The organism is Pseudomonas agronomica, assembly GCF_025917275.1.
In the GTDB taxonomy this organism is placed as follows: Bacteria; Pseudomonadota; Gammaproteobacteria; order Pseudomonadales; family Pseudomonadaceae; genus Aquipseudomonas; species Aquipseudomonas agronomica.
Map to the genome: position 1 here is coordinate 1 of NZ_JAOSHO010000127.1, position 12,125 is coordinate 12,125.

The window sequence follows — 12,125 nt, forward strand, 5'->3', positions numbered from 1 at the left end:
AGGGATTGAATCTTGCTTCAAACCACTGGCGGCCCTGGATACCCGCAATGAGCCCATGATTGCGGACAGCTGTACCAAGCCATCATCACCATTTGCAGCAACGAGCCGTGGCCTTGGCGCAGCAAGCTCAGAGAGCTGTTTTCCCACCGTGCCAGAAACACTTGGATGTCCTCGGCGCTGGCGTTTTCCCACGCGCCCCAGATCCCGGTCAGGGGGCCGCGGGTGATACCCAGCGTGAGCACATCGAAGAGCTGGCGTGTGAGCTTGAGCATGGACGGGGACAGATGCGCCAGGCCGCGATCCAGGCTTTGCAACGTGATCTCGGTGGCCGCGTCGAGCTTCTCCGCCGTCACGGCGCCGTCCAGCATCACCGCAATGACCGCTCGCAAAAATGGCAGGTCGCTGTCACGCAATGCCGCCAGGCCGCTGGCCGGCTGGCTGGTGGAGCAACCGGTCAACGTGGCTCCCAATCCGACCGTGGCGAGAAACGCGCTGGCGCCGAGGCTTAAGTGCAGCAAGCCCCGCCGCGACAGGGTGGGCGTATCGGTCAGGCTTGGGTTCATTATTGTTATTCCCCTGGGAAGCACTGTCAGCGGATGAACAGCTTCTGGATCAATTTCTGCAATGGCTTGCCGTAGGGCGGATAAATCAGTTTCGCGGCGTTGAATCGCTGCTTCACCAGCACGCCCTTGGCCTTGCTGAAGGTCAGGAAACCCTCGTGCCCGTGATAATGGCCCATCCCTGAAGCACCAATGCCGCCGAACGGCATGTCGTCCTGGGCCACGTGCAACAGAGTGTCGTTCAGGCAGACGCCGCCGGAATGGGTTTCGGTTAGCACGCGATTCTGCTCGGCCTTGTTGTAGCCGAAATAGTAGAGCGCCAGCGGGCGAGGTCGCTGATTGATGTAGGCAAATGCCTGGTTCAAATCTGCATAAGGCACGATCGGCAGCAGCGGGCCGAAGATCTCGTCCTGCATGACGGTCATGTCATCCGTGACGTTGAGCAGCAGACTATGGGCCATGCGTCGTCCCTGGCCCTGGTCGAACAGCTCGATCAGCAAGGCGCCTTTACTGGTGGCATCACTGATGTAGCCGTTGAGCCGGGCCAGTTGTCGCTCATTGATGATTGCGGTGTAGTCCGGGTTGTCAGCCAGCGTCGGATAAAAGCTGCGGACCGCCTCACGATACGCCTCGACGAACGCCCCGACGCGGTTCTGCGGCACCAGCACGTAGTCGGGCGCGACGCAGGTCTGTCCGGCATTGAGGGTCTTGCCGAAGGCGATGCGTTCGGCGGCGTCCTTGAGTGGGACGTCCCCGGACACGATGGCGGGAGACTTGCCACCCAGCTCAAGGGTAACGGGGGTGAGGTTTTCAGCAGCGGCACGCATCACATGCTTGCCGATGCTGGTGGCGCCGGTAAACAACAGGTGGTCGAAGGGCAGCCGGGAGAACGCAACGCCGACGTCTGCTTCGCCCAGCACGACGCACACCAGGTCCTGGGGAAAGACCCGGGCCAGCAATTGCTTGAGCAGCAAGCCGGTGGCAGGCGTCGACTCGCTGAGCTTGAGCATCACTCGGTTGCCCGCCGACAGCGCGCCCACCAACGGCCCGATGGCCAGGAACAGCGGATAGTTCCAAGGCACGATGACTCCGACAACGCCCAGCGGCTGGTAGACGACCTTGGCCGACGCCGGCTGGAATGCCACGCCGACCTTGCGTCGGGAGGGTTTCATCCAACCCTTCAGGTGCCGGCTGGCGTAATGGATGCCATGCAGGCTCGGCATCAGCTCGGCGAGTAGCGTTTCGTCTGGACTGCGGTGGCTGAAGTCCTGGCTGATCGCATTGATCAACGCCTGCCGTTCATTGCTCAACAGTTCGCCCAATGCCTTGAGCCATTGCAGACGCTGTTCGGCCGGCGGCATCGGATGGGCGGCATAGGCCCGGCGCTGGGCATCGAACAGTGCGCGGAGCTCTTCCAGTTGCTGTTGGGAATCGTGCAGGTAAGCAACGTTGGCGGGCATGGCGGGCACCGGATTTATTATTGGATCGATGCTTTCTAGAGCTAATGCTCTAGAAAGTCAAATGAGGACCTGTAAAATTGCTTGGGTTTTATCCCATGACCGATAGGTCGTAAGATGCCTACCACTGACTTTTGAATTAAAGCCCAAGCCATGGCCCCACGAATAAAAACCAGCGAGCGCATCGTGCAGAACAGCCTGGAGTTGTTCAATCGGCAGGGCGAGCGCAGTGTCAGCACCAATCACATTGCCGCTCACATGGACATGTCGCCGGGCAACCTCTATTACCACTTCCCCAACAAGCAGGCGATCATCGCCGTGCTGTTCAGCGAATACGAAAACCTCGTGGACAGCTTCCTGCGTCCGCCCCAGGGCCGCGCGGCCACGGTGGATGACAAGCGCTTCTATCTGCAGGAACTGCTATCAGCGATGTGGCGCTACCGCTTCCTGCATCGGGACCTGGAGCATCTGCTCGACAGTGACGCGGAACTGGCGGCTCGCTATCGACGGTTCTCCCAACGCTGCCTGATCCATGGCACCGCGATCTACGAAGGCTTCGTTGCTGCCGGCATCCTGAAGATGGACCGGGTGCAGATCGAATCCCTGACACTCAATGCCTGGATTATCCTCACCTCATGGGTACGTTTCCTCTGCACGACGCGGGAAAACTCCAGCCATCTGAGCGAGCAGGCGATCAAGCGCGGTGTCTATCAAGTGCTGGTGCTGGAGGCGGGTTTTGTGACTGATGAAGCCCGTGAAGCGGTGGATGATCTGTTCAAAGAGTTTTACGTCCCGCTGGCCCAGACCCTTGAGGAGGGGCAGTAGGTTCGGCCCTCCCTTGTTTCCATCTCAGGAGCTCACCATGCCCATCGCGCAACTTATCAGCCCCCAGGCCCTTGAACAGAGGCGGTCGCAGCCCGGGTTGGTCATCCTTGATTGTCGTTTTGCCCTGGATGATCCGGATTATGGCCAGCGCAGTTACGCCGAGGGCCATATTGCCGGTGCGTCGTTCGCAGACCTGGAGCGGGACTTGAGCGGGCCGGTTCGCAAAGGTGTGACCGGGCGCCATCCTTTGCCCGGTCCTGACGCCTTGATCGCACGCCTCCGGGCTTGGGGGATAAACAACGACAGCGACATCGTGCTGTATGACGATGGGCCCGGTGCCTATGCCGCCCGGGCCTGGTGGCTGCTGGCCTGGCTGGGCAAGCGGGACGGTGTCTATCTCCTCGACGGAGGGCTCAAGGCTTGGCACGCGGCCGGCTTGCCCCTGAGCCTGGATCCGCCTGCCACGTCGGCCGGGACCTTCAGTGGTTCGCCGGATGCGGATTTGCTGGTCGATGCCGACACGCTGCAGCAACGCCTTGGCCAGCCGGACATGACCTTGCTGGATGCACGAGCGCTGCCGCGCTTCAAGGGCGAAGTCGAGCCGATCGATCCGGTGGCCGGACACATCCCGGGAGCGCAATGCGCGGCCTTCACCGATAACCTCGGCGCGGATGGCCGTTTCCTGCCTGCCGACCAGCTCAAGCAGCGCTTCGCCGAAAAACTGGGCGATCGCTCGCCGACTGGGCTGGTGGCCTACTGCGGCTCTGGCGTGACGGCGTGCCATAACCTGTTTGCCTTGAGCCTGGCCGGGTATCCCTTGGGGCGGCTGTACGCTGGCTCGTGGAGTGAGTGGATCAATGATCCTCAGCGCGGCGTGGCGAAGGGCGAATAGCACTGTTTAGGATTAATGTGGGAGCGAGCTTGCTCGCGATAGCGGTGGGTCAGCCTCATTAAATTTGACTGACACACCGTCATCGCGAGCAAGCTCGCTCCCACATGGGCTTTGGACAGATTTGTGTCTTCGTCACCCGCGGCCCAGGCTGGCCAGCCAATCCGGAATGCGCCGCTCCAGGTAATACTCTGGACGGCGCAAGGTTCCATCGACAAACCCCACATGCCCACCCCGGGCGTGCAATTCAAATTGGGTCGAAGCGGATAACTCGCCGGGTTCGGGCAGGCTGTGGGGGAACACGAACGGATCGTCGGCGGCCTGGATGACCAGGGTCGGCGTGCTGATATCCGCCAGGAAGTAACGGCTGGAGGCGCGACGGTAATAATCCGCAGCGTCGGAAAACCCATGCAGCGGCGCCGTTACCCGGCCATCGAAATCCCAGAAGGTGCGCATATTCTCCAGCGGGCCCAGCGCTGCCAGGGTTGCCAGGCCCTCATGACGCCCGTCATGCAAGAACTGGCGTTGCTTGTTGCGCACATAGGCCACCAGTTGCCGCATGAAGTGCGCCTGGTACAACTTGGAAAATCCCTGGCCGATGCGATCGGCGCACTGGTCGAGGCGAAACGGTACCGAGACCGCCACTGCGCCTTGCAACTGGCTGTTGCTGCCGGTTTCCCCCAAGTGCTTGAGCAATACATTGCCGCCCAGTGAATAGCCCACTGCAAACAATGGCGCCAAGGGTCGCCGGGCTCGCAGATGAGCAAGGGCGGCTGCCAAGTCTTCGCTCACGCCAGAGTGATAGCTGCGGGGCAACAGGTTCGGCTCGCCCGAGCAACCGCGCCAATTCAACGCCGCACTGGCCCAGCCCTGGCGATCGAGAGCCTGCTGCAACCCGGCCACATAAGGCGAGTTGGAAGAACCCGTCAACCCATGAAGCACCAGTACCAGTGGCGCCTCGGCGCTGTGGGGGCCGTACCAGTCGAGATCGAGGAAATCGCCATCCTCGAGCCACAAGCGCTCGCGTTGGCGATCGATGTGTGTGGTCTTGCGCCACAAGGGGCCCCACAAGGTTTGCAGGTGTGGGTTACCGAGCCCCGCAGCAGGGACGAAGCGTTCAGATGCGGCGGACATCATTATTGTTCTCGATGCACTGGTCAGCCGTTCAGCCAATGTCCTTTGTCAGACGCTGCCATAAGGCGTAATACACCCGTCCGGATTTCTGCTCGCGGTGCAAGCGCCAGTTGCCCGGCAAGCCCAGGGTGGACGGGGCGGATTCGCTTTCAGTGTAGACCCAGGCATCCTCGGCCAGCCACTGACGTTCCTCGAGCAAGGCGCAGACCGTCGGCAACAGGTTCTGGTTGAAAGGCGGGTCGAGAAACACCAGGTCGAAGGCCGTAGCCGGTTGGCTGTCGAGGTAGCGCAGCGCATCGGCGGTTTGCACCTGGCCAACGGTGCAACGCAGGGTCCCCAGGTGTTCCTTGAGGCTGGAAACCGCCACGTTGCTGGCGTCCAGCGCCTGGCCCATGGCGGCGCCACGGGACAGCGCCTCGAGAAACAGCGCGCCGCTGCCGGCAAACGGGTCGAGGACCTTGGCGCCCGCCACGTAAGGGGCGAGCCAGTTGAACAGGGTTTCGCGCACCCGGTCCGGGGTCGGCCGCAGGCCAGGGGCATCGGGGAAGCTCAGGCGCCTGCTGCGCCATTCGCCGCCAATGATGCGCAACTGGTTCACGCCGTTGTGCGCGGGTTTCTTGCTGGGATTGGAAGGGCGGGCCATTAATGCTCCGGGACCCCGAGCGGCTGCTCGGCAGGTTTGTCAGTGGGGGCCGGCAACGGCTTTTGCGGCACGCTCGGGCCAGCGGTGACGATGACCATCTTGTCGGTGCTCAAATGTTTGTTCAGTGCGGTCTTCACCTGCTCGACCGTCAGTTCCTGGGTTTGACGCATGAAGTCTTCCAGGTAGCTCAGCGGCAAGTCATAGAAACCCATGGCGCCTAGCTGGCCGACGATGTCGGCATTGCTGGCGGTAGACAGAGGGAAGCTGCCGGCCAGTTCGCGCTTGGCGTCGTCGAGTTCCTTCTGGGTCGGGCCGTTCTTGAGGTAGTCGGCGAATACTTCCTGCACCAGCTTCAAGGTGCCCTCGCTCATCTCGGCGCGGGTTTGCAGGTTGATCATGAACGGGCCGCGGGCCTGCATCGCCGTGAAGCCTGAATAGACGCCATAGGTCAGGCCGCGCTTTTCGCGAACTTCTGTCATCAATCGCGTACCGAAACCTCCGCCACCGAGGATCTGGTTGCCGAGGGTCACGGCCGCGTAATCCGGGTCGTCGCGGTCGATGCCCAGTTGCGCGAGCATCAGGTTGGTCTGCTTGGACGGGAATTCGATATGGCCGATGCTCGCCTTCGGCTCTGCCGGTGCCGGGGTTTTCGCCAGGGCCGGGCCTTTGGGCAGCGCGGCGGAAACCTGGCTGGCAATCGCTTCGGCTTCGGTGCGGGACAAATCCCCCACCAGCGCAATCACCGCGTTGCCGGCGGCATAAGCCTTGGCATGAAACGCCCGCGCCTGGGCCAGGGTGATCGGCGGAATGCTGTCGGCCGTGCCATCGCTGGAATGGGCATACGGATGTTCGCCGTACACGCGCTTCATCAGCTCAAGGCCCGCCAGTTTGCCGGGGTTCTGCTTCTGGTACTCGAAGCCGTCGAGCATCTGGTTCTTGATGCGGGCGAAGGAGTCGGCGGGGAAGGTCGGTTTGCCGACTACTTCGGCGAACAGCTTCAAGGCCGGCTCACGCTTGTCGGTTGCGCTGAGGCTGCGCAGGGAGGCAACGGCCATGTCCCGGTAGGCGCCGTTGCCGAAGTCCGCACCAAGGCTTTCGAACCCTTGGGCAATGGCACTGACATCCTTGCCGGCCACGCCTTCGTTGAGCATGGCGTTGGTCAGCAGGGCGAGGCCGGGGGCGTCGCCGTCCTGGCTGCTGCCGGCGGCGAAGGTCAGGCGCAGGTCGAACATCGGCAGTTCGCGGGCTTCGACGAACAGCACCTTGGCGCCGTCGGCGGTTTTCCAGGTCTGCACGTCAAGCTGGCGCCGACTGGGCGCCTTGTCGTTCAGTTCGGCCAGGGATTGCAGTTTGCTGCTGGACTTGGCCTTGTCCAATGCCTGGCTGGCCTTGGGGGCGCTTGAAGGTGTCAGGTAAAAGGCCAGGGCGCCGACCAGGGCGATCAGGACCAGGCCGATCAGCACCAGGCGCGATGATTTGCGCTCACTCATGAGCTTTCTCCTCGGGCAGGACGTGCGCAACGCTCAGGCGCGAGCGGGTGAAATACAGCTGGGCTGCCTTCTGGATATCCTGCGGGGTCACGCTTTGCAGTTCGGCGAGTTCGCTGTCCATCAGCTTCCAGGACAAGCCGACGGTTTCCAGTTGGCCGATGGCGGTGGCCTGGCTGGTGATCGAGTCGCGCTCATACACCAGGCCTGCGATGACCTGGGCGCGGACGCGTTCCAGTTCCTCGGCGGTCGGCGCGGTGGTTTTCAGTTGTTCAAGCAAGCGCCACAAGCCCGCTTCGGCCTGGGCGAGGGTCTTGTTTTTCTGCGTGTTGGGTGTTGCCGACAAGGTGAACAGCGTATCGCCGCGGGTGAAGGCGTCGTAGTTCGACGAGCCGCCGGACACCAACTCTTCGCCGCGCTCCAGCTGGGTCGGTATCCGGCCGCTGTAGCCGCCGTCCAACAGCGCCGAGATCAGCCGCAGCGCATTGACCGAAGCCCTGTCCGTTGCGGTGGCGATACTTGGCACATTGAAGGCCAGCATCACGCTGGGCAATTGAGTCTGCACATGCAGGGTGATCTGGCGTTCGCCGGGTTCGGCCAGCTCCAGGGGGATTTTCGCGACCGGCACCGGGCGCCGGGCAATCGGACCGAAATAACGCTGGGCCAGGGACTTGACCTCGTCTGGCGTCACGTCGCCGACCACCACCAGCGTGGCGTTGTTCGGGGTGTACCAGGACTCGTACCAGTGGCGCAGCTCCTCGACAGTCATCCGATCCAGGTCGGCCATCCAGCCGATCGTCGGCGTGTGGTAGCCGCTGGCCGGGTACGCGATGGCCTTGAAGCGTTCGAAGGCCTTGGACATCGGCTTGTCATCGGTGCGCATGCGGCGTTCTTCCTTGATGACTTCGATCTCGCGGCTGAACTCTTCTGGCGGCAGGCGCAGGCTGGCCATGCGGTCGGCTTCCAGTTCGAAGGCCACGCCCAGGCGGTCACGCGCCAGCACTTGGTAATAGGCGGTGAAATCGTCGCTGGTGAAGGCGTTTTCTTCGGCACCGAGGTCCCGCAGGATCAGCGAAGCTTCGCCGGGGCCGACTTTCTCGCTGCCCTTGAACATCATGTGTTCCAAGGCATGGGACAAACCGGTCTGGCCCGGTGTTTCGTAGCTGGAACCGACCTTGTACCAGACCTGGGATACCACCACCGGCGCGCGATGGTCTTCGCGAACGACGACCTTCAAGCCGTTGTCGAGGGTAAATTCGTGGGTGGGTTGTGGATCGGCAGCAAGGGCTGAAAAAGGCAGGCAGACCGTGCCGAGCAGCAGGCCAGCGGCGCAGCGGGCAAGAGCATTCATTCGTGTTTAAACCTGTTGGGCTGCCTGCCGGGTCTTAGCCGCAGCAGGCGAGGAGGTGCTAGGATAACGGTCCGTTTTACTGGCGGCCACGCCTATCGGGTCTTTTATCGGCCCAAGGTTGTCTGGGTTCTGGGCATTAACGTTGGGTTTTTTCGTGGATCCCCGCGTTTTCGCCGATGATGCCGTACCAGTCCTTCGAAAAAATTGACCAAGAGGTGTCCTGGCGACATTTCGACAATCTGTTGCGCGTGAACAAGCTGGATGAAACGCAGTCTGTTCAGCATCGAATATTTATCACCGAGGCGCCCTCGTGGCGCGTCGCTACTGTGAGATAGCCGTCCTCCATGTTTGGTTCCAACGACGACAAGAAGACCCCAGCTGCGGCTGGCGAGAAAAAAAGCCTGTTCGGATGGCTGCGCAAGAAGCCGCAGGAAACCGTTGCCGAACAGCCACAACCGCAGCCAGAGCCCGCCGAAGCGCTGGTGGCCGAAGAGGCCGCGCCCATTGTCCTGCCGATTGCCGAACCGGTATTGCAGCCGGCCGAGCCTGAAGCCGAGCCAGTGGCTGAGCCGGTTCTCGAGCAACCCTTGACCCCGCCCGCCGGGCAAGCGCCCTGGCTGACCTTGCCCGTGGCGGAAGAACCGGTTGGGCTGGTCGAAGATGCCCAGGCGCCCCACGTCACCCCGCCAATTCCCGCCCCAACCCAACCGGAGGAAACAGCGACCGCCGTGGTCGCGCCTCCGGCTCCCGAGCTTTTACCAGAGGCAGAGCCAGCAGAGGTTCCGGTCCCGGCCGAAGAGAACAAAGTCGGTTTCTTTGCCCGTTTGAAGCAGGGCCTGTCCAAGACCAGCGCCAGTATCGGCGAAGGCATGGCCAGCCTGTTCCTGGGCAGGAAAGTCATCGATGACGAGTTGCTGGAAGACATCGAGACCCGCCTGTTGACCGCCGATGTTGGGGTCGAGGCCACTTCCGTGATCATCCAGAGCCTGACCCAGAAGGTCGCGCGCAAACAGCTCACCGATGCTGATGCACTGTACAAATCCCTGCAAGGCGAACTGACCAACCTGCTCAAGCCGGTGGAAAAACCCCTGGTGGTGGCCTCGCAGAACAAGCCATTCGTGATTTTGGTCGTGGGCGTCAACGGCGCCGGCAAGACCACCACCATCGGCAAGCTGGCGAAGAAGCTGCAACTCGAAGGCAAGAAGGTCATGCTCGCCGCCGGCGATACCTTCCGCGCCGCCGCAGTCGAACAGCTGCAAGTGTGGGGCGAACGCAACAAGATCCCGGTGATCGCCCAGCACACCGGCGCCGACTCCGCCTCGGTGATCTTCGACGCCGTGCAGGCCGCCAAGGCCCGGGGCATCGATGTGCTGATTGCCGACACGGCCGGTCGCCTGCACACCAAAGACAACCTGATGGAAGAATTGAAGAAGGTCCGCCGGGTAATCGGCAAGCTCGACGCCGACGCGCCCCACGAGGTCCTGCTGGTGCTGGACGCCGGTACCGGCCAGAACGCCATCAACCAGGCCAAGCAATTCAACCAGACCGTCGAACTGACGGGGTTGGCCCTGACCAAGCTCGACGGCACCGCCAAGGGCGGGGTGATTTTCGCCCTGGCCAAGCAGTTCGGCCTGCCGATTCGCTACATCGGCGTGGGCGAAGGCATTGACGATTTGCGCACCTTTGAAGCCGAGCCTTTTGTCCAGGCATTGTTTGCCGAGCGGGAGCATTCATGATTCGTTTCGAACAGGTCGGTAAACGCTATCCGAACGGTCACGTCGGCTTGCATGAGCTGAGCTTTCGGGTCCGTCGGGGCGAGTTTCTGTTTGTCACTGGCCATTCCGGCGCCGGTAAAAGCACCTTGCTTCGCCTGCTGCTGGCGATGGAGCGACCTACCACCGGCAAGCTGCTGTTGGCTGGCCAGGACCTGAGTACCATCAGCAACGCCCAGATTCCCTTCCTACGCCGCCAGATCGGCGTGGTATTCCAGAATCACCAGTTGTTGTTCGACCGCACGGTGTTCAACAACGTCGCGCTGCCGTTGCAGATCCTTGGGTTGTCCAAGGCTGAGATCAACAAGCGCGTGGATTCGGCACTGGAGCGCGTAGCGTTGTCGGACAAGACCGACCTGTACCCGGGTGACCTCTCCACCGGCCAGCAACAGCGAGTAGGCATCGCCCGCGCCATCGTCCATCGTCCGGCCTTGCTGCTGGCGGATGAACCCACCGGTAACCTCGACCCACGACTGGCGGCAGAAATCATGGGCGTATTCGAAGACATCAACCGTCTGGGCACCAGCGTACTGATTGCCAGTCACGACCTGGCCCTGATCGCACGCATGCGTCATCGCATGCTCACCTTGCAGCGCGGTCGACTGATTGGTGACGGGGAGGCAGGTGTATGAGCGCAACCCGAAGTCCTAAAGTGGCCGAGCGTGTAGCCCCCAAGGCCTCCGATCCGCAGCCGCCGAAAAAGAAACGCGACGATGACGACGGTCCGGATTTCGCCACGCTGCTACATGCCTGGATCGAAAGCCATCGCGCCAGCCTGCTCGATAGCCTTCGACGCCTGGGCAAGCAGCCCATCGGCAGTTTCTTTACCTGCATGGTCATGGCAGTGGCCTTGAGCCTGCCCATGGGCCTGTCATTATTGCTGAATAATGTCGAACGCCTGGGTGGCTCCTGGCAGCGTGCGGCGCAGATCTCCCTTTATCTGCAACTGGATGCGACGCCGGGCGAAGGCGAGGCGCTGCGTGAGCAGATCAAGGCCATGCCGGGCGTGGCCGATGCCGAATACGTGGGGCGCGACCAGGCGCTCGAAGAGTTCCAGCAGCAATCCGGCCTGGGCGAAGCCCTTAAGGAACTGCCGGAAAACCCGCTGCCAGGCGTGGTGCTGGTGACCCCGAACGAGGTCGACAAGCCGACCCTTGAAGCATTGAGACAAAGACTTTCCGAATTGCCGAAGGTACAACAGGCACAACTTGATCTAGTCTGGGTCGAGCGCCTTGCGGCGATACTCAAGCTCGGCGACCGGTTTGTCTTCGGCCTGACGGTGCTGCTGGTTTCCGCATTACTTTTGGTGATAGGCAATACCATTCGTCTTCATATTGAAAACCGCCGCACCGAGATAGAAGTGATTAAACTCGTCGGCGGTACGGACAGTTATGTACGCAGGCCCTTCCTTTATATGGGGGCGCTGTATGGCTTCGGTGCCGGGATCCTGTCCTGGGGCGTATTGGCGTTCGGCCTGGATTGGCTGAACGATGCGGTAGTGGGTCTGGCCGGTTTATACGGCAGCGATTTCTCGCTGGCCGGTGTGCCAGTCGCCGACGGTCTGTCGCTCTTGCTTGGCGCGGTGCTGTTGGGTTATATCGGTGCATGGATTGCGGTAGCACGCCACCTGCGTGAGCTTGCTCCAAAATAGTGTTTTTTTGCGCGTATTGACCTTTCAGTTTTTGTGGGAACTTGTCCTACGGTTCCCGGTCAATTTTCGCAGTGCTGAACTGCACGAGTTATGTGAGTCGGAGGTTTTTTCGTATGACCACTTCTTTGCAACCTGCTTATGCTCTAGTCCCGGGTGCAAACCTTGAGGCCTATGTGCACACGGTGAACAGCATTCCATTGCTGTCGCCCGAGCAGGAGCGTGAACTGGCCGAGAGTCTCTATTATGAGCAGGATCTTGAGGCGGCTCGGCAGATGGTGCTCGCCCACCTGCGTTTTGTCGTACATATCGCCCGCAGCTATTCCGGCTACGGGCTGGCCCAGGCCGACCTGATCCAG

The 12,125-nt window shown here is 61.7% G+C and carries 12 protein-coding genes; 6 read left to right on the forward strand and 6 right to left on the reverse strand.

Annotation, left to right across the window (positions count from 1 at the left end):
* Positions 1–17 precede the first annotated feature (17 nt).
* Together OC610_RS11895 and OC610_RS11900 are read right to left on the reverse strand one after the other, a co-directional pair.
* Complete coding sequence (locus OC610_RS11895) at positions 18–563, reverse strand: twin-arginine translocation pathway signal protein (protein ID WP_264427941.1); 546 nt, start codon at positions 561–563, stop codon at positions 18–20.
* Between the two features lie 26 nt (positions 564–589).
* Positions 590–2,020, reverse strand: coding sequence for a coniferyl aldehyde dehydrogenase (locus OC610_RS11900; RefSeq protein ID WP_264427942.1), 1,431 nt, complete (start codon positions 2,018–2,020; stop codon positions 590–592).
* A gap of 150 nt (positions 2,021–2,170) precedes the next feature.
* Here OC610_RS11900 and OC610_RS11905 point away from each other — a divergent pair, with 150 nt between their 5' ends.
* Positions 2,171–2,842, forward strand: coding sequence for a TetR/AcrR family transcriptional regulator (locus OC610_RS11905; protein ID WP_030137930.1), 672 nt, complete (start codon positions 2,171–2,173; stop codon positions 2,840–2,842).
* A gap of 37 nt (positions 2,843–2,879) precedes the next feature.
* A complete protein-coding gene (locus OC610_RS11910) occupies positions 2,880–3,734 on the forward strand; it encodes a sulfurtransferase (RefSeq protein ID WP_264427943.1) in 855 nt (284 codons plus the stop codon).
* A 132-nt stretch (positions 3,735–3,866) separates the two neighbouring features.
* Here the strand turns inward: OC610_RS11910 and OC610_RS11915 are convergent, their stop codons facing one another.
* From OC610_RS11915 to OC610_RS11930, 4 genes are read right to left on the reverse strand one after another with little or no spacing between them, the layout of a single operon-like run.
* Positions 3,867–4,865, reverse strand: a complete 999-nt coding sequence (locus OC610_RS11915) for a hydrolase (RefSeq protein ID WP_264427944.1) — start codon at positions 4,863–4,865, stop codon at positions 3,867–3,869.
* A 31-nt stretch (positions 4,866–4,896) separates the two neighbouring features.
* A complete protein-coding gene (rsmD, locus tag OC610_RS11920) occupies positions 4,897–5,508 on the reverse strand; it encodes a 16S rRNA (guanine(966)-N(2))-methyltransferase RsmD (protein WP_264427945.1) in 612 nt (203 codons plus the stop codon).
* Positions 5,508–6,998 (reverse strand): M16 family metallopeptidase, encoded by a 1,491-nt coding sequence (locus tag OC610_RS11925; protein WP_264427946.1) that lies wholly within the window; start codon positions 6,996–6,998, stop codon positions 5,508–5,510. The genes rsmD and OC610_RS11925 overlap by 1 nt, the downstream gene beginning before the upstream one ends.
* Positions 6,991–8,346: a M16 family metallopeptidase gene (locus OC610_RS11930; protein WP_264427947.1), complete on the reverse strand. Its 1,356-nt coding sequence runs from the start codon at positions 8,344–8,346 to the stop codon at positions 6,991–6,993. Before OC610_RS11930 ends, OC610_RS11925 begins: the two co-directional genes overlap by 8 nt.
* Before the next feature lie 344 nt (positions 8,347–8,690).
* On the opposite strand from OC610_RS11930, the gene ftsY reads away from it, so the two are divergent.
* The 4 genes from ftsY to OC610_RS11950 form a co-directional block, all read left to right on the forward strand.
* Positions 8,691–10,082 carry a signal recognition particle-docking protein FtsY gene (ftsY, locus tag OC610_RS11935; RefSeq protein ID WP_264427948.1) on the forward strand — a complete coding sequence of 464 codons (1,392 nt, stop codon included), beginning with the start codon at positions 8,691–8,693 and terminating at the stop codon, positions 10,080–10,082.
* Positions 10,079–10,750, forward strand: a complete 672-nt coding sequence (ftsE, locus tag OC610_RS11940) for a cell division ATP-binding protein FtsE (protein WP_030137923.1) — start codon at positions 10,079–10,081, stop codon at positions 10,748–10,750. The genes ftsY and ftsE overlap by 4 nt, the downstream gene beginning before the upstream one ends.
* On the forward strand, positions 10,747–11,769 hold the full coding sequence (gene ftsX, locus OC610_RS11945) for a permease-like cell division protein FtsX (RefSeq protein WP_264427949.1): 1,023 nt from the start codon (positions 10,747–10,749) through the stop codon (positions 11,767–11,769). The genes ftsE and ftsX overlap by 4 nt, the downstream gene beginning before the upstream one ends.
* Before the next feature lie 113 nt (positions 11,770–11,882).
* A partial coding sequence (locus OC610_RS11950) for a sigma-70 factor domain-containing protein (protein ID WP_332880473.1) occupies positions 11,883–12,125 on the forward strand: 243 nt, incomplete at its 3' end.

Excerpts from the sequence above, each read along its gene's own strand:
- OC610_RS11895 (WP_264427941.1), bottom strand. The coding sequence starts at position 563 with ATGAACCCAAGCCTGACCGATACGCCCACCCTGTCGCGGCGGGGCTTG.
- OC610_RS11900 (WP_264427942.1), bottom strand. The coding sequence starts at position 2,020 with ATGCCCGCCAACGTTGCTTACCTGCACGATTCCCAACAGCAACTGGAA.
- OC610_RS11905 (WP_030137930.1), top strand. The coding sequence starts at position 2,171 with ATGGCCCCACGAATAAAAACCAGCGAGCGCATCGTGCAGAACAGCCTG.
- OC610_RS11910 (WP_264427943.1), top strand. The coding sequence starts at position 2,880 with ATGCCCATCGCGCAACTTATCAGCCCCCAGGCCCTTGAACAGAGGCGG.
- OC610_RS11915 (WP_264427944.1), bottom strand. The coding sequence starts at position 4,865 with ATGTCCGCCGCATCTGAACGCTTCGTCCCTGCTGCGGGGCTCGGTAAC.
- rsmD (WP_264427945.1), bottom strand. The coding sequence starts at position 5,508 with ATGGCCCGCCCTTCCAATCCCAGCAAGAAACCCGCGCACAACGGCGTG.
- OC610_RS11925 (WP_264427946.1), bottom strand. The coding sequence starts at position 6,998 with ATGAGTGAGCGCAAATCATCGCGCCTGGTGCTGATCGGCCTGGTCCTG.
- OC610_RS11930 (WP_264427947.1), bottom strand. The coding sequence starts at position 8,346 with ATGAATGCTCTTGCCCGCTGCGCCGCTGGCCTGCTGCTCGGCACGGTC.
- ftsY (WP_264427948.1), top strand. The coding sequence starts at position 8,691 with ATGTTTGGTTCCAACGACGACAAGAAGACCCCAGCTGCGGCTGGCGAG.
- ftsE (WP_030137923.1), top strand. The coding sequence starts at position 10,079 with ATGATTCGTTTCGAACAGGTCGGTAAACGCTATCCGAACGGTCACGTC.
- ftsX (WP_264427949.1), top strand. The coding sequence starts at position 10,747 with ATGAGCGCAACCCGAAGTCCTAAAGTGGCCGAGCGTGTAGCCCCCAAG.